We start from the raw sequence: 23,913 nt of genomic DNA, 5'->3' as shown, positions 1-23,913 counted from the left end.
CACATGGGCAATTTAAGAACAAAAGATTTAAGTAAAATAGGTTATCATAATGATCAGCTGCGAAGCCTGGTTATTGGTATAATCTCTAAAAATTTCAAGCACCATAGTAAGCAGCAGCTACTGGACCTATTGGTGGATATTAAGAACGATCCGGAAGCATTTCTGGATGATGAGTTAACAAGCAAGATAGCCGAAAAGGTAATTGGCAAAACGGATGCACCATCCTTTAAAACGTTTGCACTGCGTGATGAACCGGTGTACTGCAAAACTTACGGTGGCAAGGGCATTGAGCAATCGGCCAAAAAACAAATGGAGCTGGCTAATATGCTGCCTGTAAGCGTTCAAGGTGCATTAATGCCTGACGCGCACATGGGTTTTGGTTTGCCTATTGGTGGGGTACTCGCTGCAAACAACGCGGTAATTCCCTATGCTGTAGGTATGGATATTGGCTGCCGCATGGCGCTGTCAATTATCGATGAGAGCGACGGTTTTCTAAAACGGTTTGAATATCAAATTAAACAAGCCTTAAAAAATCATACTCATTTTGGTATGGAAGGAGGCCTGGATGTAAGGCAGGAGCATGAAGTGCTGGATAGTAGGGTATTTGATGAGGTCCCATTTTTGAAACCGCTGCGGAGTAAGGCGGTACGGCAATTAGGCACCTCGGGCAACGGAAACCACTTTGTGGAGTTTGGCGAGATCGAACTTTTGGCTGATAACGCTTTAGGTTTACCCGCTAAAAAGTACACGGCCTTGTTAACACATTCAGGCAGCCGGGGTTTAGGCTCGGCAATAGCGAGGCAGTACACGCAGTTAGCCATGAATACCTGCAAACTTCCGCGCCACGCACAGCAACTGGCCTGGTTGGATATGGACAGTGAGGCGGGCCAGGAATATTGGTTAACCATGACCCTGGCCGGAGATTACGCCAAAGCTTGTCACCAGCGCATACACGCCAACCTTTTAAAGGCTTTAGGCTTGAAAGCTTTACACGTGGTAGAGAACCACCACAACTTTGCCTGGAAAGATCGATTGGCTGACGGCCGGGATGTTATTATCCATCGCAAAGGCGCGACACCGGCGCATCAAGGCGAGCTGGGTATTATCCCCGGCAGTATGACCACACCGGCTTACCTGGTATCGGGCAAAGGCACAAATGATGCATTATACTCTGCATCGCACGGTGCGGGCCGGGCCATGAGCAGGCAAAAGGCTAAGGACAGCATGACGGTTTCGGCCATGAAAAAGTTGCTGACCAATGCAGGTGTAACCTTAATTGGCGGTACCGTTGAAGAGAACCCCTTAGCTTATAAGGATATCGAGGCCGTAATGGCGGTGCAAAGCGACCTGGTTGATATCCAGGGCAAGTTTTATCCACGTATCGTTCGAATGAATAAGGAGTAGTGATGAAAAAGATGATAATACAAATCACTTCAGGCAAAGGCCCGGCAGAATGCTGCCGGGTTGTAGCCCGCGTACAAAACCTGATGTTGAAGCAAGCCAAACAGCAAGGCATTCAGCTTGAAGTACTGGAAAACAAAGCCGGCGGGTTAAACGGCACGTTACTATCCGCTACGATGATGGCTACAGGTAATAACCTGGATGCCTTTGTAAAAGAATGGACCGGCACTATACAATGGATAGCGCAAAGTCCGTATCGAAAATACCATAAACGTAAAAACTGGTTTGTAGGCGTATCTGTGTTTGACGTAAAAGAACTGATGCAATGGAACCCTAAAGATGTAAAGCTGGAAACCTGTCGTTCGTCTGGGCCAGGCGGTCAAAATGTAAACAAGGTGGAAACCGCGGTTCGGGGAACACATTTACCATCGGGGCTGCAAGTTATGGCAATGGATAGCCGGTCGCAGCTCGAAAACAAGAAGCTTTGTTTAGCCCGGCTGGAAGCCAAAATACTGATCTGGCAAACAGAAAAATTGGTAGAGCAGCAGCAAAACCAGTGGCAGGAGCATAACGCCCTGGAGCGTGGTAATCCGGTTAAAACCATCAGGGCAGTAATTTAAAACGGACGGCAAAAGTAACCGGGTTTTTTCGTAAAAGCCTCAAAACGGCGTTTGGCTGTTGTTTTAGAGGTTTTGAACACTCTGATATTCTCCACATATCGATTACCAGGCTTTTAGATTAATTTCTAAAAGCCTGTTTTTTATGGGTACTACACCGGCACAACACTTTCCGTAAGTTTTATTGATATGTTCCAATCCCAATCTGCGTGAAAAATAGACTTGTAAGGTTTTTGGCCAAAACGTTTTGTCCCAGCGGAAAGTATCTTGTCATCCGTTTCGTTAATAAATTAACTATCGGCTGATCCCTATTGATACTGTCGACACAGCACCAGCATATTAATTATTTATCTGGTTTGAAAGTGAATATCACAATGCGGCAACCACTGCTTTAACTGTGTCTTGTCTTCTTTTGATAAGTAATTGTCATCCAATCTTATCTCTTTTAATTTTGTTAATTTTTTGATTTCAGGAGAAATATAACGAAGTGGGTTATTCCAAATTTCAAGTTTTTCGAGATTAACCAACGAACCTATACAGTTAGGGATACTATCTATTTGGTTATCAAAAATTAGTAATTCTCTAAGATTTGACAGACAGCGAATATTGCCAGGTATGCGTTTGATCTTATTGCTATAAACCTGTAATGTTTGAAGCCCACTTAATTTATTATCTACGAAGCCCAAATCTTTAAACTCATTCTCTTCAATTGAAAGCCATTTTAGGTGGGGAATAGTCTTGATTTTTTCAGGAAACATTAACAATTTATTGCCAGAAATATCAAGATACTCTAAACTATCAAGGTTTGAAAGATCAGTTTTAATTTCGCGGATTTCCGTTTTTCCTACCAGCAGGCTTTTTAACCCTCGCATTTTATGCAAATCATTAGGAAGTGACTTTATGGGGTTTGCACCCAAATAAATACTATGAAGTGATTTAATTTTATAAAGCTGTGGGGGTATTGTTGTAAATTTATTCTGTGCGAGGTAAATTGTATTAATTGGTAATGTGCTGACAGCATCGGGCAGGTAAGCAAGTCCGGCACCTTGAAGAGTTAGATAGGCTCCCTCATTAGCCATTACAATTGGCACTCCTGAAGACGTATAAAGGGTTTTCAATTTGCCTGCATCAATTTTGTTCACAATTTCTACTATACGCTTCTGCGCTAATGAATCGGATTTCCCTCTTTTGCTAAATAACCATGCCTTTACTATTCCCTTGCTTTTAATACATGGATATTGAAAGTTTGGGTTCCATTCAATGTCATTCGTTTCAACTGCAGATCTATCGGAGTACCGGTATCGTTGCCAGGTTGGCATCTCTTCCTCTTTTGTAGACGTGATGACAATACCACTATCCGGGATGGTAACAGTTTTAGTCCATAGAAAAGCTGGAGGCAGCGCAGGGTAACCTTGAATTCCGAAAACTATCCCTGCTGCGCCCCTGGATGCTTTAGAGAAGATGAAAGTTGTATGTTCCTGCCATTTCAAAGCACAATAAGAAACAGTAAAAATATATACTGCCGATACTCCCATCTGTATTAGTTTAAAATGTTTAGTCTTGGAAGCAAAATAATTAATGAGATAAAGTAATATTGAACTTATCATCATCAATATCCCTATTCCCAGTCCAAACCCACCGGTGAAGTAAATTATTGCAAGGCCTAAACAGATGGCCAATATGGCAAGGGCTTTGAGCGGAGTTATGTTTGATCTTTTCAATTTTGTCAAGCTTGGAATCGCTAATACTAATATGGCAACAACCAGGAATCCTTCCCTGTACTCAGATCGTAATGATAAACTCCCGCGCGCATGCCTGCGTAAATAATATTATTTCTGATAACCATTGAATTGGGATAAAGAGCCGCGTACCATAATCCTTTATCTACTAAAAAAAATATTTGTGCATTTCGACCTACTTTTAACAAACTTTAGAAGTAATAATGATAAAGTTATCTTGATGATCTAATGCGATAGCTTCTGGTGCTGTTGGTAGTTTTAAGTGTTCTCTCACAGCCCACTTATCATTTGGTTTGTAGATTTCAATAATGCTTCCTTCCGAGGTTCCTAAGTGTGCAAGCCCTTCAATGGCGTATTGTTTGCCTCCTCTATTAATAAACTGCACTATCTCATGACTTGATATTTTATAATAATTCTTACCATCACTTGAAACCCAGTATAGAGCACCACCCCATTCACCTCTGTAAAAGCCTACTAAATAACCATCTTCTACTTTCAAGATTGAAGCCCTTCCTCCAAAGTCACGACTATCAGCTTTTTTAACTTTAATTTTAAAAGGTAATTGAGGAGATGGAAGTTCTTTCTTATCTACCACAAAAACAGAATCGTTTTTCTTATAGACAGCCCATTCGTGAAAAGAGAAACCATATTTTCTGAGGCTGTCCGGATTAGTAGGAATTGGATGCGTATTCCAGTTACTGATTAGCTTTTTATCAGTTTGGCCTAAACAACTTTCGAGGCTAAATACTATTAATATAATAAGTAGGTTAACTTTCATAAGTTGTAGAAAGAATTAATTAATAATCATAAATATGCTCTATCGTCACTCCTTTTAGTTTAAGTGTTCTTACAAGCGAGCTAAGGTTTCCCACCGTTGTCACTAAAGCAACCCTGCTTAAGCCCGGCCTGGTAAAGATTGGCTGAGTAAATAGTATTTTATAATTAGCGGTTATATTTAAAGGTTTTTCAGTTAAAACGGTAAGCATAATAGCACTTTCATTTCCGGCAATCTCAGTAAAACCAACACCATTTTTTGCCAGCTTACTAACCGCTGTATTAAATTCAGCATAACGGGGTAAATTAGCCAGCACCATACCATTTGGCAATACTTTTATATTATGCATAAATCCGGTTGTATCCAACCCTGTGGGTAGCCTATCCATCACTACTGCTGTTTGCAACGAGGCTGTTTCATAAGCCGATTTGGTGCCGAGGCCAATCAACCAGCCATAGCCACTTTTAACCAATAGTTCGGTGGTTAGATAATAGCGCCTCTCCAGTTTACGCAGCAAATGCGGACCGGAGAAAGAGGTGCTGCTCCACAACATTTTAAGCTGATGGTTAAAATCATACTCGTACCATGGCAACGCCTCAATAAATTTCACATAGCTGTATTCATAGTCGGCGTTAAACTTATCTTCGGCGGTCATTTCTTCGTTGGGGCTGATATCGGTCACCCGGCCAATAACGGTCTCGTAAAATGATTTGATACCGTACTCAACGGTTGTGCTGCCGGCTATTACCCATATCATCACATGGTAGCCGGTATTGAAAGGGAAATTTCCTTTAATCTGATCGTACATTACACCGTAACCACCCCACATCTGGTCAACATGTTTCAGGTATGGAAAGGTGGTTGAAGTATGGGTTTTAAAGTAATCTGCCTGCTCAGCCGGACTAAACACCAGGAACCATTCGGGGTAGGTCAGAAAAGTTTGATCAGGCGGACGTACGGCTGCCTGAGATGTTAGCGGGTGCTTATTGGTTGACAGCCAGGCTTTATCCACCAACAAACCCTTCCCGGCAGGCACAGTGGATGGCTTCCTGTTTTTAACAACAAAAGTTATGATAGCCAGTAGCAGCGCAATTAATGTCAGTATCCTTAACCTTTTCATACCTATATTTTGGTAAATAACATTAAGGTGTTATCGGATGGGTCTTTATCTTGTAGTATTCGTTTACCGGCATCTTTAAATCCCGCCTGCTCAATAATGGCTGCCCATTCATCTGCGGACTTGAAGTTTTTAAAATCTCTGGCTTCAAACTCCCAGGTTTCGTTCAATCCCACATTAAATACCGTATGCACCAAAGAAACAAAGGTGGCCATTTCTGGCGTTTTAACATTATGGTCGCGGATAACAAACGAGCCGCCGGGCCGTAGGATTCGGTATATCGATTCCACAAACCCATCCAGCTTTGCTACCGGGCAGTGGTGTAAACCAATGTAGCACGTAACCACGTCCAGGCTTGCATCAGGAATAGTTAAACTACTGATAGGGTTATAGCCATTAATATCCACAAACTTGCCCAGCTTGCCCAGTTGCCCCCGCTCCATAATGTCTCCCGGCGAATTGGTTGGCGCGAGATCATTAATAAGATATATCGGGCCGGTGACCTTGATTTCTTTTCTTAGCTGACTAATATAACGACCGGTAGAACCGATCTCGGCATAACCGGAGATCTGTTTAACATCGCCCAATAACCCCAGTGTTTGCCCGACTATTTCTTTTTTTTGCTTTTTAAGCGCCGGCAAGGCATAAGTCAGTTCTGATAAGAATGGCTTAATGCCTTTCAATTTGCTTTGAACTGATTTATAGATCTCCTCATCGGTTTTGCCTATGGCGGTTTCTTCTTTTATTAATTGATGGAATTTATCCTCGGGATACAAATGAAATATCACCTGTAAAAAGCGGTAAAAATCGTCGCTCCATTTGGTGTCGTTAAATACTGCTTTAAATTCGGATGTATTAGCCATTGCTTGTGGGTTTTAATGGTTGATAATAGGTATCCCAAAAAATGTTCCTGAATTTATAGCCAGGATCAAGCTTGGTTTTCAGGTCGAATAATTTTTGCGCGTTAGGATATGCTTTATGGAACTGTGCCGCGGTTGGATGTACCTGATACGGTAAATAATAAGCACCGTTTACAGCAATTACGGCATCAGCCAGCTCTCGGGTCCATACAGCAACAGCATGTTTAGATGCCGGATCTGTGCGTTGCTTGTAATAAACCACAAAAGCAAATACCTCTTCCCGTGCCCATGCCAGGTAAGTACCCGGGTCGGCTTTGGCATGTCTGATGGATACATTAAGCACGTTAACATTAAAACGGATAAATATTTCGGCCATGGCTTGTTCAAATTCCTCAAAGCGCTGAACAGGAACAAAGTATTCCAATAATACATAAGTGCTGTTGATTCGTGATTTGGGTTCCAGTTCGGCCACATCATAACCGGCTTCGTAGTTGCGCCAGTGGATCTTTTTGCCCCTGAACAGTAAAGGGTCAATTATAAACTCGCGGTAAGGCTTGCCTAATGGTCTTTCTGTAAACGCCCACAGGAAATACCGCTCCAGCGGATAGGATTCTTTCAGTGGCATCAGCCGGGTTTTAACTGTCGGCTTTTCGGTGGTTTCTATCCAGCTTACAGCTCTTAAACGCGTGTATTTTGGTGGGTAGATATCGCCGTTATGGAAAACTACCTGTGAATTATCGCGTATGGTTTTGAAGAAGTAATCTTTATATTCTTCAATTTTCATTTTTTTATCAATTCGTTTAATGGCCAGATTATCGGCTAACTCGAGTTCGGCCTGAACGATAACGCCAATGCCATTATAACCGCCAATTGCGCCAAAGAATACTTCCGGGTTTGCTGTTTTAGTAGCATGCACTAACGAGCCATCGGCTAACACAACATCAATTGACCGTACTGATAAAACAACCGGCCCCATGCCCATATATCGCCCATGGGCATTAACACTCAATGCGCCGCCTACCGTGAAATTGGCGTAGGTTTGCATGACCTTGATGCTCAGGTCATACTCATCAATATATTGCTGAATATCGCACCAGCGGATACCCGTCTGTACTTTGATGAGTTTATCTGCTGCTGAAAACTCCAGTACTTTGTTCATTCCGCGCATATCAATATGCAAACTATGCGGGCTTGCTGTTTGTCCACCCATGCTGAAACGGCCGCCGCCTACGGAGATAGCGCCGGTAGCGTTTTTAACAATTTCGCAGATTTCTTCGACCGAAGTTGGACGCGCAATTTTACTAACCAATACGGGGTTCAGCCGGGTTACATCGTCAATAATACGCTCATCGGTTTTAAGGTGGGGGATCTCTTTACCTTCATCGTTTTTCAAATAATCTGGCGCCGACCCGGGTACCGGGCCGTATTGGTTTGGCGTATAATCCCCTTTTTTGAAACCTAACCGCCAGAATAACCATAATGGCCCAAGCACGGGTATTAAAACAGTAAACAGCCAATAGCCTGAATAGCCCTGATCATGCAGGCGCTTAATAGAAGTAGCTATAATGATCCAGAATAATAAAGGATATAGGATAAACGTAGCTCCTTCGCCAGCAAGCAATAAAAAGTTGTACAACACGTAAAAAGTGCACCAGTAAAACAGGGAAGCCAGCCAAAAAGCCCCTTTTGATAAGCGGCCGTTAAAAGAAAATAGCAGATAGGTTACAGGTAGTTTTTGTTTCAGGCGCATGGATGGTCTTGGCAATACGCTAATATATCATTACTTTCAATTATAATTATAGCCGCGTATATAAATGTAACATGATACCCAGAGGTAAATTATATATCAGCTATAAGAATTTGGTTGAAGGTGCTTATTACTGCCTTACTGATCGCTTTCGCTCACCAGGGCCGGATGTTGATCAATGCGCTAACGAAATGGTTTGCCTCTCGGTGAGAACTGGAATCGATCTGGTATTAAATGCTTTGAATTTTCCGCCGGGCTTCGAGATGATTGTTACTGATATCAATATCCCGGATATGTTTGCCATAATTAACTGGCACGAATTAACGCTTGTTCCCATCCCGGTTAATAAGTATACCTTAAATATGTCCCCGGCCCAGGTGGAAGCAGCAATTACACCTGCAACCAAAGCCATACTGATCACTCACCTTTTTGGCGGTATCATGGAAATTGAAGCGATAGTTGCCATAGCAAAAAAGCATAACCTTATTATATTTGAGGATTGCGCACAAGCATATGCCGGTAATTTATATAGCGGGAATCCCGCATCAGACGTAGTGATGTTTAGCTTTGGCTTTATTAAAACCAATACGGCTATTAGCGGGGCGATGATCAAAATAAAAGACCCGGGTTTGTACGCTGAGGTTGTTGCGCAAAATGGGCACTACCATCAACAAAGTACTGCAGGCTATTTTAAAAAGCTTTTTAAAGTGCTGTTTGTAAAGCTGCTCACCAATAAAGTTATTTATACCGGGTTTTATAATTTAGTAATGGCTTTGGGAAAGGACTTTGAACAGGTATTAGGTGGCTTTACAAAGGGCTTCCCCGGCAACGATATTTTTAGACAGATCCGGCATCGGCCTTCCACTCCAAATCAAAGGCTGCTCCGAAAAAAACTTGCTAACTTTGATCAAAATAGTATCACTAAAAGGATCCAATTAGCTAAAGATATTTTATCAAAGATCCCCGATAATTATAAAATTGGTTTTGAGAACAAGAGGCATTCTTACTGGGTAATGCCTGTTGAAACCCATAATCCGGACGAACTGATCAAACACTTGCGTAACAACGGTTTTGATGCTTCGCAAAAAGCATCAAGCTTAATCAAGTTGAGCGAGGCGGGCGGCGTTCCCAAACCTGAAGAATTAGCATTAGACAATCTTGTTTATTTACCAGTATATCCCGCTATGAGCGCAAAAGACCGTAATAAACTAATACAACTAATAATCAATTTTTCGCACTAATCTCTTTTTATGCTGACAGGTTGTGGTGCTTTAACGTTTTCTATAACTGGGCTTCAATTGCTTAACCATATCCCTGGCCGAAAGATATCCGTTTATTAATAAAAAATAGCCCGAACTATCCCACCCCACCCATCCAAATCCACTTTTAAAAAAATATCATCAACAGCAATGAGGGTAAAACGCTTCAGGCGTGTTTAAGAGACAAATTTTAATAATCGTCTTAACAACACAAATGCTATGAAAGCAACATTCCTGATCTATCTTGTTATCTTTTTGATTTCGTTTAAATTTACTGCAGGCGCCCAGCAAAAAACGGCAACCAATGCCGATTCAGTATTTAAACCCAAAATCGGATCATTTGATGCCGGTTACTCCTACTCGCCGTTTACCGTTAAAAATAAAAACATGAACATCAGGCAAGTGAATGCTTCGCTCAACGTACCGCTGATAAATAATTTCAGGGACGGAAAGCTTGATTTTTTACTTGCCGGCGTTAGTTACAGCGGGCTTTCCTTATCCGGAACAGGAAAATCATTCGGCGGTACTGATTTTTATTCTATTTCGGTGCCCATCACTTTTCAAAAATCGTTTTCTGCAAAGTATGCGCTGCTGGTATCAGCAATCCCTACCTTATCATCCGACCTGAAAGATGTTTCGGGCGAAGACATGCTATATTCAGGCTTTGCCATGCTCAAGATCCGTAAGTCCAAAAGCTTTTCCTACGCCGTTGGTGTGGGTTATTCAAGGCAGTTTTTTGGTACGATACTGCTGCCGGTTATCGGGATAGAATGGCAGATCAGCGAAAAACTAAGCCTTAGCGGTACCCTGCCCGTTTCCGAAAAATTAAAGTATCAGCTCAACGATAAAAGTATCCTTGGCTTCAGCAGTGATTTTGGTATTGGCGGGGGCTCGTATCGCCTGTCAAAAAAAACAGGGTCAAATTATTTACAGGTGCAGCAGTATAAAAACACGCTTTTTTATAATTACCAGCTGGCTAAAAACTTTTCGGTACAAATAAGCGGTGGTTACAATTTTGTGCAGAAGCTTGACTTATATAACAAAGATCAAAAAGTTAACTGGGCACCATTTAACGACCTGAACAAACGAGTTCCCCTGGCCGAACTGAAAAAGACCGGCTTTACCGTCGAATCGGGGATCAGCTACCGGTTTTAACCCGAAGCCGGGGCAAGTATTCCTTATCAATGTATAACATCAATCAACCGCAGCAATGGAAACAACTATTAATTTAATGGTCGAGGTTTTTAAAACAAATGTTGAGGATCCGGCGCAGGCAGCAAAATTGGTGGGCCTGCTTCAAAAACGGATTACCAATAGCAGTGTAAATTTTGACCTGGAAGATTGTGATAAAGTATTGAGGATAGAGGGCCCGGAGGTTTCACTGCCATTGGTTGTGGGCATCCTTAAAGATTATGGCTACAAGTGCCAGCCGCTCGAATAAACACACAGCCCGGATTATAACACTTGTATGCCTTTTTGCTTGTCAAATAAACCCGAAGAGCTGTTAAAAAACAGATGAAACGCGTTATTGAGAAAGCATCAAGGCAATCTGAAAAAAACCGTTATGGCATGTAAAATATATTTTAGGGATATTATGCGGGGGCCGCGTTAGGGATTGCAGTGCAAAGCCCGCAGCGCGGATGGGGATTGCGGGCCGGAAAAGCGAGGACTTGTAACGTAAAGCCCGGGCCGCAGGCAACGCCCAAATCTATAAAATCAATCGAAAAATATACTTATAATCAATAGCTTACAATCATGTCATTATAAGGAACGAAGCAATCCCGAACTATACGGAGCAACTCTGCTAACCGGGGATTGCTTCGTTCCTTGCAATGACGGCTTTTTCAATAAGATTTTATCAAACCATTTTAAACCGCATCCAGGGCAATTATTTCAGCACAAAGCAGGAAGAAGGATGGGCCCTGTCATTGTAAATATCGTTAAGCTGCGTTGGACCTGAAACCGTATCAAAAACCATGATATTATTTTCGCCGGCTACAAAATGAGGCCATTGCTTATCATTTACCTGGCCCGGAGCTTTGCCTTTTATAAAGTTTACCCAGGTTTGGTGTATTTGATTAGCCAGTTTTAGTTCTGTATCGTTAAAATTGTTTTGTTTGGGTAAAAACCAAACATAGCCTAATTCATCGGCATGGGTTGCACCGGTACCATCGCGCTTGTAATCAAAACGGTACATCCAAACGTGGCTGCCTGCCTGCGCTAATGTGTTAGCCAGCCGGTAGCTGTGCATCTGGTACATGTATTGGGTGAGTACTTTTATGGCAGCGCTATCTGCATTGCCGTTTTTAGCCTCACTTTCAAAATTTGATAAAATATAACGGTAATTATCACCAAACCAACCATATAGCACCGTGCTGTCGGGGTGGTTGAGGCGTTTATCAAAATTCATAAACATTTTACTTTCAAACTTATTGGTACCGATGAGGAAGCGTACTTTATCATTCCTGTTTTTGAGGATATATTGATATGGGTCCTGCGAAATCACCGCGCCATCTATCACCGGGCCAAAATAGTTGGTACCCTGTGCCCCATTGCTGATGTTTGCCTGTGCTGCTATAAGTTTTTCGGCGGAGATTTTGAGGAGATCGGCGGGTTTGCTAACACCCAGCTCGGTCATTAACCGCTGCCTGATGCCTTTAGCGGTAGCAGAATCCCGGATGCATTGCACGGCGCCGCTTTCTAAAATCTGCTGGTTGAAATAGCCTTTGGATTGTGGTGTTGCCAACAGGGCACTGGTGAGTTTAGCGCCCGCCGATTCGCCCATGACCGTAACCTTCGAGGCATCGCCGCCCATCGCCGCAATATTTTGCCTGATCCATTTCAGCGCCATGATCAGATCGAGCAGGCCATTATTTCCGGATGATTGATAAGCTTTGCCCATATCTCCCAAATACATAAAGCCGAAAACGCCAAGGCGATAATTAATGGTAACGGTAACAACGCTGTCATCGTCGGCAAAAGCGTGCCCGTTCATTCCCATACCCGAGCCGCCTGTAAGCGAGCCGCCATGTACCCATACCAGCACCGGAAGCTTAGCATCCCTTGCTGTTATTGGTGTATAAACGTTCAATGTCAGGCAATCTTCGCTGCCTTTTAGTCCGCCTGTGCCGCCACCCTGCGATGCCGGGCTTCCAAATTTTTCGCATGAAAGCGTGTCTTTCCATGCCGTCATTGGCTGAGGGGGCATAAAACGCAAAGGGCCAACGGGTGGTTTGGCATAGGGAATGCCTTTAAATACCAGGGTTGGCCCTTCTTCGATACCTTTTATCCATCCACCTGATACTTTTGTTACAACTGTTTGGGCAGAGGTGGTAAAACCTAAAAATATGCCCAGTAAAAACGTGTAAACCGGAATCAGGCGGATGATGTTTTTCATAAAACGGTTGATCTTAATAAGTGGCAGCCAGCTGAAGCGCGTTATAAGCATTAACAACGCCGCCGGTTACACAAAGATCGGTAAACGGAACTTCTTTTTTAGTCTCTCCATCTTTAATCTCTACATTATGCGATATTTTCACTACCGATTTCATGATGATCTCCTTGACCTGTACAGCCGTTAATTTTGGATAATATGAACGGATAAGCGCTGCCAGGCCGGTTACAACCGGTGCCGCCATACTGGTACCATCATGCTCGGCATAGGCTGATTTTGGTGTGGTTGAATTAATGGCCACACCCGGTGCAAACACGTCAACACTGGTTTTGCCATAATTGGAGAAAGATGCTTTCAGCGTTTCATCGTCTTTAGGGCCCGACGCGCCAACTTCTATCCAGGCACCGGCTACGCCGCTTTTGTCTTCATAAATACGGTTAGGGACGTTCAGTTCAACTTCGGTGTTATTGTTGTCATTACCCGCGGCATGTACCAGCAACACATCCTTGCTTAAAGCAAATTTTACAGCTTCATCAACCGCTTTTTTATTGTACGAGTAACTTTTGCCGAAGCTCATGTTGATCACCTTAGCGCCGTTCGCCGCAGCATAACGAATAGCGTTTGCTACATCCTTATCGCGTTCATCGCCGGTAGGCACTGTACGTACCGACATAATAGCTACATCATTGGCCACACCCATAACACCAAGATTGTTATCCCGTATCGCGCCAATGATCCCGGCAACGTGGGTGCCATGATCAGCATCCGGGCCGGTTACGTCATTATTGCCATAAAAACGCTCATTAGCGTTGTTATAGTTATCGCCCACGGTATCCCTCGAATTGAAATTAAGGTTGAGGTGATAATCCAACTGCTCTTTAAAGTGAGTTAAGCCGCCGTTTACCTCTTTCTCCCTGAACTCGGCTACATTTTTAAATGAAGGCAGGGCGCTTACCAATACACGTTTAACATAGGCCTCGCCATTATCTTTAGGCTCAAATTTAGTGATGTCATCAAGGCTTGGGTTTTGGTTGCCCAGCTTCGCCAGTACCCCATCAAGCAGGGTATTGAATTTATTGATCACCGTATATGTTTGCTGTGCTTTGGCAACCTGTTTATCCATATCGGCTTTCATAGCGCTATATGCTTTAAAATCGGCAAGGTCTTTCCCGGTAAGCTTGGTACTGTCAACATTGGCAAAGCGGGTGTTGTTGATCCGTACCAGCCGGGTAAGCTCCAGGTTATCATAGTGTACATCTCCCTTGGCCGAGCCAATAAAATCCCAGCCGTGCATGTCATCAGCATAACCGTTTTTATCATCATCCTTTTTATTCGCGGCGGTTTCTTGCGGGTTGTTCCAGATCACCTTTTTAAGGTCCTCATGGTCCACATCAATGCCCCCATCAATTACGGCTACCAGCACGGTAACGTGTTTTTTGCCTTTTAACAGTTCGTTGTATGCTTTTTCGGTACTGATCCCAAATACAGAATCGGTTTTAAGATCAAGGTTTTGCCAGTTAGGTTTAGTTTTTGGAGCTTCCTGCGCATAAGTGAATACAGGTAAGCAAAGCCCGGCTACCAGCACAAGCTTTTTAAGCGGAAAATTGTTTATCATTAATACTTTCAGTAATAGTTTATAAGTACAAAAACTCTAAAGTAGGTTTTTAATTGTTTAAAAAATGTGCGGGTTTGGTGATTTTAACACGTTTTTAGGAAAAATATCTTGCCGGTCACTCTACTTTTTGCTCAAAAATATGTTCAATTATAAATTTTGATTCTTCTACGTAAACCTTTTTCCTGATCAGTTCCCGTAAATCGTCGGTGGCACCATCCCTTATCTCATAGTTCTTTTCTTTGCAGGTTTTTATAAAACCTGTATACAATTGTTTCGCTTTGCCTGTTTCGCCTTTTGCAAGTGTGGCAAGCGCTATATTAAACATGGCGTAAGTGGCGTCATCCTGGTATTTCAGCGCCTTGTAAGAATATTTTATACAGTCATCAAACTTACCGGCGCAATAACATGACCACCCCAGGTTACCCAAGGCATTGGCATAGGTGCTGTCAATAGCTATTGCTTTTTTGGCCGCATCAATAGCTTCGAGGTAGTTACCCGATTGCGTATAGCTTAAATTGAGCCCAACATAGGCGTATTTATAGGTCGGGTCGGCCCTTACTGCTTTCTGATGATAAGTTATAGCTGTTTCATATTGCTTTTTCTGATAGTAGCAATCGCCTATCCTGTCGTATGGAAAAGGATATGATTTATCAATGCTGATAGCTTTTTGGAGATCTTTTATGGCATCATCCAATTTATCTGCGTAATAATAAGCGTCGCCGCGATCAACATAAAAAGTCCGTCGGTCGGGTTCCAGGTTGATGGCCTGTGTATACAGACTGATAGCTGTTTCGTATTCGCTCCTGTCACAGTAAATATCACCTTTCAGGTTATAACCATCACCATCGTCGGTGTTTTGGTTGATATGCTGATTGATAAAATAAAGGGCGCTATCAGGCATATCCATATTTTTGTAGCACCTGGTAAGGTTGTAGTAAGTCCAACTATAATTGGGCTTTAACCGTAATGTCAATCGCAGATCAGTTGCTGCTTCCTTATATTTTTCAAGGTCGATCAGGCAGTCGGCCCGGTCATAATAAAGTACAAAATAGCCCGGAAAAAATTTAATGGCCTGGTTGTAATCAGCTACTGCTTTGTCAAGCTCATCAAGGTTATAATAGCACTTAGCCCGCATCTGGTATGCATGGGCATATTGTGGCCATACACCTAATATTTGATCACAATACGTTATACATTCCCGGTAGTTATGTTCATCAAACAGCATTTCTGCTTTCATTGTGTTGGTCGAAATCAATCCCGGGCTGTCCTTTAGCAATCTGTTCAATTCAGTACCTGCGGCTGATTTTCCTTTAAATGACGCGGTAAGTAATTTTAATCGTTTAGCAAAAACGGTGTTAGGGGCATTTTTAAAAAAGCCGTCTAAAATTTTATCGGCATTTTTATCGCCGGGCTGTGATGTGAATACCAATTTAAAAAAATCTTTCCCCAGCTGTTTTTCCGCAGGCGAAAGATTGCTATTGTCAGCAATATCCTTAATAAGGCTAAAAACTTCGTATCCCTGATAGGGCATGATCCGCGTTACATCTTTTTGTAAGGTGATGTTTTTAATGCTTTTGGATAGTAACATCATTCCTTTATCAATGCTGTCTTGTCTGAAACAGGTGATAGCCTCTTTTAAATAGGATGCATAGTCGCTGATCTGATAACCAGGTGCAGTTATTGGTACGGAATTTTTTTTACTGGAAGTATCCGCCGGTACTAAAGCCCAGGTGGTTAAGGGGCCTAAAATTAACAGCCAAAAAGCTATTGGTTTGAATGATAAGGTCATGCTATAAAAATAGCATATCCGGTTAATATTAAAAAATGGAAATGGGTTCCCGGCTTAATCCTATTTACCCAGTTCAGCCCTAACCTTTTTTACCTCAGCCGCGGTAACCAGGCTGCTGTTATTACCAAAATTGTTGCGGATATAGGTAAGTACCGCCGCGATATCAGCATCACTTAAAAAATTATGCTTGGGCATGGCGCTGTTGTAAGGCCTGTTTTTCACCTTGATAGGGCCATCGAGGCCATTAAGCAGTACCCTTATAGCGAGATCTTTCTCCATAAACTTACCACCGGTTACCCATTCCGATCCGCTAAGCGGCGGGATCATATTACCATCGCCGCGGCCATTTTTTTGATGGCAGTTGGCACAATAGGTATTGTAAATTTTAGCGCCGCCTTTGAGCATCCCGGTTTGCAGATCGCTTTTTAAAACATCGGGCAACCTGAAACCCGGAAGTTTTTTACGGAGCTCCATTTTGGCAAGTTCGGCCTTGCCAAACCCGGCTTTGTTACCCGTGTAGGAAATTTTCCAGATCTTTCCTTCCTCTGTTTCGCTGATGTATAAGGAGCCATCCGGCCCCATGGCCAGCCCCATTGGCCGGTAAGCCGCGTCACTTACGCTTACTACCGTGTTTTTTCCGGTAAAGCCATCGGCAAAAATTTCCCATTGCCCAAAAGGTTTGCCGTTTTTAAAGGGTACAAAGCATACAAAAAAGCCAGCCTGTGGGTAAGGCGATCTGTTGGTTGAACCATGAAAAGCAATAAAAGCCCCGTTTTTATATCTTGCGGGGAACTGATCGCCGGTATAAAAAAACAGGTCGTTGGGGGCCCAGTGTGCGGGGAAAGCCATGATAGGCTGGGTGTATTTAGCGCCGTTGCCGGCTTTTATGCCATCGCCGCCATATTCGGGGTTCAGAAGTTTTTTCTTTTTAATAGGATCATAATAGTAGTAGGGCCAGCCTACATCAGTGCCTTTTTTTACTTTTATAAATTCTTCGGCGGGCAGCACCGCGCTTTGCCAGGCGCTGAATATTTTAGGGAACTGCAGGCGCAGGTCGTCGCGGCCGTGGGCCACCACATACAGGCAATTGTCGGCAGTATTCCAGTCCATAGCAACAACGCTGCGCATGCCGGTAGCATAACGGATCCCATCGGCTTGTATTTGATTGGGTTTGGCCTCATCAAACTGCCAGATGCCCCCATATTGCTGCAGCAAGGGGCAGCCCTTGATTCCTTTTGAACCGGGCACCCTGTTTTGCTCCTGGCAGGCGTTTGATGGCGCGCCAAATGCTACGTACATGTGCCCGGCATTATCAAAGGCCAAAGGTTTGGCGTCATGCTCATGCGGGGCGGTAGCATCATGCAAAATCAATTCCAGGGGGCCATCGGGCACCAGCGATTGCGGATTTAATTTTGTTCGATAAACATTTGCCTCCGAGCTGAAGTACAGGTATCCTTTATGTACCCTCATGCCTGTGCCATAGGGACCTTTGTCTTCATAATTGGCAAACTTTTTAATGATGTCAGCCCGGCCATCGCCGTTAGTATCACGCAGGGCAACGTTGCCGCCGATAGAATCGGGGAAGCGGAGTTTTACATAAACATCGCCATTGGTGTTCACCGCGATATGACGTGCGCGGCCTTCCAAACTATCCACCACCACAACCGCTTTAAATTTGCCGGGCAGGAATAAGCCGCCATTGGTGGTGTCAACAGCAGGCGGTACAGTGTTATGGCCTATATTTTTAAAACTGATAATCAACAGTGCACACAGCACCAGCATCACGCCGGTCATAGTTTTTTTGCTTTTCATTTGAGACGAACAGGTTATCTAAATGCAGGATTGGTATTAAACGGCAATGCCCTGCTATAAAAGCGATTTTGCAGGTAAATGTTTAGGAAGATTCATTTTTATTGGCTGAGAGACTAAATATTATAACATGGGCCGGATGTAAGGATATCATGTTATCCCAAAAAATCCTATCTTTTCAACAAAACAAAAGATCCATGCCCGAAACTCATCCCGAAAAAAACAAATTAGGCCTGTGGACCAGCACCTCGCTGGTGATTGGCAATATGATTGGTGCAGGCATTTTCCTGATGCCCGCGGCTATGGCTTCGTTCGGGAGTATTGGTTTGCTGGGCTGGGTGTTTTCGGCAATAGGCTCGTTCTTTTTAGCGAAGGTTTTCAGCAACCTGAGCAAGCTGCTGCCCCATGCCACCGGCGGGCCGTATGCCTACACCCGCGGCGGGTTGGGCGATTTTATTGGATTTTTAGTGGCCTGGGGATATTACCTCGCTGTGGCCTGTGCCAACGCGGCAATTACTATCTCGTTTGTGAGCGCTTTAAGCACCTTTTTTCCAATATTGGGAAGCAGCAGTGTTGTAGCTGTGATTACCGGTTTATGTTCTATCTGGTTATTAGCTTATATCAATACATTGGGCGTTGTTACTGGCGGCAAGCTGCAATTGGTTACCACTATTTTAAAGGTGTTACCACTGCTGCTGGTAGCTATCGGCGGTTTGTTTTTCATTAAGGCAGCAAACTTCAGTCCTTTTAACGCCAGCGGGACAGGCATAGTCAGCGCCCTGCAGGCAACCGCTACCATGACTATGTTTGCTTTTATTGGTATTGAAAGCGCCACCGTACCATCGGGCAGCGTGGCCAATCCCGAAAAAACAGTGGCCAGGGCAACCATGCTGGGGCTGCTTATTACCACCTTTATCTATATACTGGGGAGTGTAAGCGTGATCGGTATTATCCCGGCGGCGCAGCTGCAAAAGTCACTTACGCCTTATGCCGACACCGCGGTGATCATCTACGGCAGCAGCGCCCGCTACTGGGTAAGCGCCGGTATTGCCATCGCCGCTTTCGGTTCACTGAACGGGTGGACGTTATTGCAGGGGCAAGTGCCTTATGCCATTTCAAAAGATCAACTTTTCCCGCCGATATTCAGCCGCACTAATAAAAAGGGTGTACCTTATATGGGTATTATCATCAGCAGTATCATGGTATCGCTGTTTATGGCCATGAATTATACCAAAGGCCTGGTAACACAATTTAAATTTCTGCTGCTGCTTTCGCTGTTGAGCGTTTTGATCCCCTATTTGTTATCGGCAGCGGCTTACCTGGTTATCCGGGTACGAAAAAGCCCAAAGGCGGGCGGCTGGGCCGGAGCTATAGCACTGGCTATGCTGGCTTTTACCTATGCGCTTTGGGCTATTGCGGGAGCCGGGCAGGAAGCTGTATATTATGGCTTTTTACTGCTGATGGCCGGGATCCCGTTTTATGTTTGGGCCGCATTCACAAAAAATGCGAATTAGTTTTTCTTAAATATTATAAGGCCCCTGCCTTGATCTCGTCAACTACTGCCGGATCAAGCAAGGTACTGGTATCGCCCAGGTTTGAGGTATCGCCCTCGGCTATCTTGCGTAAAATGCGGCGCATGATCTTGCCCGAACGTGTTTTTGGCAAGCCGGTTACAAACTGGATCTTATCAGGTTTGGCTATCGGGCCAATGATACGTGATACCGTCATGATGATATCCTTGCGGGTAATGTCCTCATCGCCATGCTTATCGGGGCTCACCACATAGGCATAGACACCCTGGCCTTTAATATCGTGCGGATAACCCACCACCGCCGATTCAACCACGCTGCTATGCATGTTGATGGCATTCTCCACTTCGGCAGTGCCTATACGGTGACCGGATACGTTCAATACGTCATCCACGCGACCGGTAATGCGGTAATAGCCATCCTGATCGCGCAGGCATCCATCCCCGGTAAAATACATGTTTTCGTAAGTGGCGAAGTAAGTGGTGCGGCAGCGCTCATGATCGCCATAAGTAGTACGCAGCATGCCCGGCCACGGAAATTTGATACACAGGTTGCCGCTTACACCGTTGCCTTCAATCACTTTACCGTTTTCGTCAACCAAAACAGGTTGTACGCCCGGTAACGGTAAGGTAGCATAACCCGGTTTGGTTGGGGTAATGCCGGCGATAGGAGAAATCATGATACCGCCATTTTCGGTTTGCCACCAGGTGTCAACAATCGGGCAGCGGTTTTTGCCGATATTGTCATCAAACCAATGCCATGCTTCTTCATTGATAGGCTCACCAACAGAGCCTAATTTTTTAAGCGAGCTCAGGTCTTTATTATTGACATTGTCCAGCCCAAAACTCATCAGTGAGCGGATAGCTGTTGGCGCGGTATATAATATGTTTACTTTGAATTTATCTACAATCTCCCAAAAGCGACCGCAATCAGGATAAGTTGGGATCCCTTCAAACATCAGCGTGGTAGCGCCCTGCGAAAGCGGGCCATATACGATATAAGAGTGACCGGTGATCCAGCCGATATCGGCAGTACAGAAATATACCTCGCCCTGGTTGTACTGGAATACGTTGGCAAAAGTATAACCTGTATAAACCATATAGCCGCCACAGGTATGTACCACCCCTTTGGGTTTACCCGTTGAGCCAGATGTGTACAGGATGAAAAGCATATCTTCGGCATCCATTACTTCGGCAGGGCAGCTTGGGTTACCTTGTGTTTCCACTTTTTTGATCTCATCTTCCCACCAAACATCGCGGCCTTTGATCATGGATACCGGTGTGCGGCTGCGGGTAAGCACAATAACTTTTTTAACCGAACGGCATTGTACCAAAGCATCATCGATCACGGTTTTGAGCGGTACTTCCTTGTTGCCGCGCTTGCCGCCATCGCAGGTGATCACGATGCTGCACTCAGCATCATTGATCCTATCGGCGATGGACTGTGCAGAAAAACCACCAAACACTACCGAGTGGATAGCACCGATACGTGCACAAGCCAAAACAGCAATAGCCAGCTCGGGGATCATGGGCATATAAATACAAACACGGTCACCTTTTTTTGCGCCGTTATTTTTAAGTACGTTGGCAAACTGGCAAACCTTATCATGCAACTGGCGGTATGTTAAAATGCGGTGATCCTCTTCCGGGTCGTTAGGTTCCCAGATGATGGCCGGTTTATCGCCAAGAGTTTCGAGGTGACGGTCGAGACAGTTTTCGGTAATATTGAGTTTTGCACCCTGGAACCATTTGATCTTAGGCTCCTTAAAGTTCCAGTCCAGTACGGTGTCCCACTTTTTGTGCCATAAAAAATTATCGGCAATGCCGGCCCAAAACTGCTCGGGCTGCTCAACACTTTGCTGGTAAACTTTTTTGTACTCTTCAAATGATGTAATTTTCATCGGTTGGTTGTTTGGTTGATGAAGCTGTTCCGGGTTTAAATTGTTTGTTTTTTTGTTGCCCCGCACCAGTTTCATGCTGGTTTAAATGGTGGGCGTAATTTAATAATTTATGTGTGATGTATATATTAAAATTCTTACTTTTTAAAATATTTTAAAAAGTAAGAATTGGACTATTGCAGGCTTTAGATTTTGGTATTGTTATTGGTTTGTGCAGGAGGCGCGTTAGGGATAGAAGTGGAAAGCCCGCAGCGAACGAGGGGGAGCGTAGGGGCAATGCGAGGACTTGCAACGGATAGCCCGGGCCGCAGGCAACGCCCATGTTATAAACCCGATTGCGAGGGCCATCTCCTTGCATTGGATACCCGGCATGTGGGGCACCGATAAATCCGGCATGGCTTCCTGTTTTGATTGGCCAATAATACACAACCGAATATGCTATGATAATGCGCACAGCCGCCTAAAATTTTGTTACTTTTGCTCATATTGCTATACTAATTTATGAGCGAAGAAAGATCACTGAACTTTATAGAGGAAATTGTTGAAGAAGATTTGGCTGCCGGTAAAAACGACAACCGTGTACTTACCCGTTTCCCGCCCGAACCTAATGGTTACCTGCATATTGGCCATGCCAAGTCAATTTGCCTTAACTTTGGTTTGGCAAAAAAATACAATGGCCTTACCAACCTCCGTTTTGACGATACCAACCCCGTTAAGGAGGATGTTGAATATGTTGACAGTATTAAGGAAGATGTAAAATGGCTTGGCTTTGATTGGGCCAATGAGCTTTATGCTTCTGATTATTTCGATCAGCTGTATGCCTTTGCCGTTGAATTGATCAAAAATAACCTGGCCTATGTTGATGACAGCACAGCCGAAGAAATAGCCGCCCAAAAAGGTACGCCTACCGAACCGGGCACGCCAAACCAATACCGCAGTCGCTCAGTAGAGGAAAACCTGCAGCTGTTTGCCGATATGAAAGATGGCAAATACCCCGACGGCGCGAAAGTACTGCGTGCAAAGGTTGACCTGGCATCGCCCAACATGCACCTGCGCGACCCATTGATGTACCGTATTAAACACGCTCATCACCATCGCACAGGCGATAAATGGTGTATTTACCCCATGTATGATTTTGCTCACGGGCAATCGGATGCTATTGAAGAGATCACGCACTCTATCTGTACGCTGGAGTTTGTACCTCACCGTCCGTTGTACGATTGGTTTATTGAAAAACTGAATATTTTCCCTTCAAAACAGTACGAGTTTGCCCGCTTAAACCTTAACTATACGGTAATGAGCAAGCGTAAATTGCTGCAACTGGTTACAGAAGGCTATGTTGATGGCTGGGACGATCCGCGTATGCCTACCATCAGTGGTTTACGTCGCCGTGGTTATACCCCTGCTTCTATCCGTGAGTTTTGCGAGCGTATTGGCGTTGCCAAACGCGAAAACATGATAGATGTTGGCTTGCTGGAGTTCTGTATCCGCGAGGACCTGAACAAAACCGCATGGCGCCGTATGGCTGTGCTTGATCCGGTTAAGCTGATCCTGGATAATTATCCTGAAGGCGAAACCGAAGTAATGCATGGCGAAAACAACCCCGAAGTTGAAGGTGGCGATGGCGGCAGGGATATTCCGTTTGGCCGTGAGTTGTGGATAGAGCGTGAGGACTTTATGGAGGTTGCGCCTAAAAAATTCTTCCGTTTAGGTATCGGGCTGATGGTGCGCCTAAAAAACGCTTATATCATTAAAGGTGAAAGCATTGTGAAAGACGCCGATGGTAACATCACCGAGATCCATTGCAGCTATCTGCCCGAATCAAAATCAGGCCATGATACCAGCGGCATTAATGTAAAAGGCACCATCCACTGGGTGAGTGTTGAACACGCCAAAACTGCCGAAGTAAGGTTATATGATCGTTTATTCCAGGTTGAAGACCCTTCAAATGAGGACGGCGACTTTAAAGATTATATCAACCCTAACAGCCTGCATGTATTGCCAACAGTATATATTGAACCAAACCTGGTTAACGCCGAATTGGGCAAGCCGGTTCAGTTTATGCGTAAAGGCTATTTTACTTTAGATAAAAACTCGACTGATGATAAACTGGTGTTTAACCGCACCGTTACATTGAAGGACGGCTGGGGTAAAAAGTAAGCTCTCGCCCCCCCCCGGCCCCCTAAAGGGGGAGCTTGAAAATTTTAAAGCGGGTTGAGCCTTTGGCTCAACCCGCTTTTTTTAATTCCTGATCTTCGTTAGCGTTATGAAGTTTTTAATTCCCTCCCTCGGGAGGGGTGCGACGGCGGTGCGTAGTGGCAGGGAGGGGTTAGGCACCTTGCAAAATCAACACTTATCGATGAAA

Annotated in this window: 17 protein-coding genes; 7 read left to right on the top strand and 10 right to left on the bottom strand. The window is 44.2% G+C overall.

The window, feature by feature from the left end; all coding sequences use genetic code 11:
* The first annotated feature begins 3 nt into the window (after positions 1-3).
* A complete protein-coding gene (locus tag FHW88_RS13305) occupies positions 4-1,404 on the top strand; it encodes an RtcB family protein (protein ID WP_176625981.1) in 1,401 nt (466 codons plus the stop codon).
* Between the two features lie 2 nt (positions 1,405-1,406).
* Positions 1,407-2,021, top strand: coding sequence for a peptide chain release factor H (gene prfH / locus FHW88_RS13300; RefSeq protein ID WP_176625979.1), 615 nt, complete (start codon positions 1,407-1,409; stop codon positions 2,019-2,021).
* A 344-nt stretch (positions 2,022-2,365) separates the two neighbouring features.
* Here prfH and FHW88_RS13295 read toward each other — a convergent pair whose 3' ends face one another.
* The 5 genes from FHW88_RS13295 to FHW88_RS13275 form a co-directional block, all read right to left on the bottom strand.
* Complete coding sequence (locus tag FHW88_RS13295) at positions 2,366-3,739, bottom strand: leucine-rich repeat domain-containing protein (protein ID WP_176625977.1); 1,374 nt, start codon at positions 3,737-3,739, stop codon at positions 2,366-2,368.
* 199 nt (positions 3,740-3,938) lie between these two features.
* Positions 3,939-4,535 (bottom strand): hypothetical protein, encoded by a 597-nt coding sequence (locus FHW88_RS13290; RefSeq protein ID WP_176625975.1) that lies wholly within the window; start codon positions 4,533-4,535, stop codon positions 3,939-3,941.
* Positions 4,536-4,554: 19 nt separating this feature from the next.
* Positions 4,555-5,652 (bottom strand): hypothetical protein, encoded by a 1,098-nt coding sequence (locus tag FHW88_RS13285; RefSeq protein WP_176625973.1) that lies wholly within the window; start codon positions 5,650-5,652, stop codon positions 4,555-4,557.
* 2 nt (positions 5,653-5,654) lie between these two features.
* On the bottom strand, positions 5,655-6,512 hold the full coding sequence (locus tag FHW88_RS13280) for a class I SAM-dependent methyltransferase (RefSeq protein WP_176625971.1): 858 nt from the start codon (positions 6,510-6,512) through the stop codon (positions 5,655-5,657).
* Positions 6,505-8,259: an FAD-binding protein gene (locus tag FHW88_RS13275; RefSeq protein WP_176625970.1), complete on the bottom strand. Its 1,755-nt coding sequence runs from the start codon at positions 8,257-8,259 to the stop codon at positions 6,505-6,507. The genes FHW88_RS13280 and FHW88_RS13275 overlap by 8 nt, the downstream gene beginning before the upstream one ends.
* A gap of 71 nt (positions 8,260-8,330) precedes the next feature.
* Between FHW88_RS13275 and FHW88_RS13270 the strand changes: the two genes are divergently transcribed.
* The 3 genes from FHW88_RS13270 to FHW88_RS13260 all read left to right on the top strand — a co-directional run bounded on the left by FHW88_RS13270 (position 8,331) and on the right by FHW88_RS13260 (position 10,956).
* Positions 8,331-9,497: a DegT/DnrJ/EryC1/StrS family aminotransferase gene (locus FHW88_RS13270; RefSeq protein ID WP_176625968.1), complete on the top strand. Its 1,167-nt coding sequence runs from the start codon at positions 8,331-8,333 to the stop codon at positions 9,495-9,497.
* Positions 9,498-9,734: 237 nt separating this feature from the next.
* Entirely contained in the window at positions 9,735-10,670 is a 936-nt protein-coding gene (locus FHW88_RS13265) for a DUF6268 family outer membrane beta-barrel protein (RefSeq protein ID WP_176625966.1), read from the top strand.
* Between the two features lie 55 nt (positions 10,671-10,725).
* Entirely contained in the window at positions 10,726-10,956 is a 231-nt protein-coding gene (locus FHW88_RS13260; RefSeq protein WP_218117190.1) for a hypothetical protein, read from the top strand.
* A gap of 447 nt (positions 10,957-11,403) precedes the next feature.
* Here the strand turns inward: FHW88_RS13260 and FHW88_RS13255 are convergent, their stop codons facing one another.
* From FHW88_RS13255 to FHW88_RS13240, 4 genes are all read right to left on the bottom strand, one after another.
* The gene (locus FHW88_RS13255) at positions 11,404-12,912 is read right to left on the bottom strand and encodes a carboxylesterase/lipase family protein (protein ID WP_176625964.1); all 1,509 of its coding nucleotides are present in this window, start codon (positions 12,910-12,912) and stop codon (positions 11,404-11,406) included.
* A 13-nt stretch (positions 12,913-12,925) separates the two neighbouring features.
* Positions 12,926-14,524, bottom strand: a complete 1,599-nt coding sequence (locus FHW88_RS13250; protein ID WP_176625962.1) for a S8 family peptidase — start codon at positions 14,522-14,524, stop codon at positions 12,926-12,928.
* Positions 14,525-14,639: 115 nt separating this feature from the next.
* Positions 14,640-16,313, bottom strand: a complete 1,674-nt coding sequence (locus tag FHW88_RS13245) for a tetratricopeptide repeat protein (RefSeq protein WP_176625960.1) — start codon at positions 16,311-16,313, stop codon at positions 14,640-14,642.
* Positions 16,314-16,373: 60 nt separating this feature from the next.
* Positions 16,374-18,125 (bottom strand): c-type cytochrome, encoded by a 1,752-nt coding sequence (locus FHW88_RS13240; RefSeq protein ID WP_176625959.1) that lies wholly within the window; start codon positions 18,123-18,125, stop codon positions 16,374-16,376.
* A 194-nt stretch (positions 18,126-18,319) separates the two neighbouring features.
* Here FHW88_RS13240 and FHW88_RS13235 point away from each other — a divergent pair, with 194 nt between their 5' ends.
* Positions 18,320-19,636 carry an amino acid permease gene (locus FHW88_RS13235; RefSeq protein WP_176625957.1) on the top strand — a complete coding sequence of 439 codons (1,317 nt, stop codon included), beginning with the start codon at positions 18,320-18,322 and terminating at the stop codon, positions 19,634-19,636.
* A 13-nt stretch (positions 19,637-19,649) separates the two neighbouring features.
* Here the strand turns inward: FHW88_RS13235 and acs are convergent, their stop codons facing one another.
* Positions 19,650-21,551, bottom strand: a complete 1,902-nt coding sequence (gene acs, locus FHW88_RS13230) for an acetate--CoA ligase (protein ID WP_176625955.1) — start codon at positions 21,549-21,551, stop codon at positions 19,650-19,652.
* Between the two features lie 498 nt (positions 21,552-22,049).
* Between acs and FHW88_RS13225 the strand changes: the two genes are divergently transcribed.
* A complete protein-coding gene (locus FHW88_RS13225; protein WP_176625953.1) occupies positions 22,050-23,708 on the top strand; it encodes a glutamine--tRNA ligase/YqeY domain fusion protein in 1,659 nt (552 codons plus the stop codon).
* Positions 23,709-23,913 lie beyond the last annotated feature (205 nt).

Origin of the sequence: Mucilaginibacter sp. SG538B (genome assembly GCF_013376065.1) — a bacterium.
Classification (GTDB): domain Bacteria; phylum Bacteroidota; class Bacteroidia; order Sphingobacteriales; family Sphingobacteriaceae; genus Mucilaginibacter; species Mucilaginibacter rubeus.
Note: the sequence above shows the minus strand (reverse complement) of the source record. Positions and strands in the feature narration are given on the sequence as shown.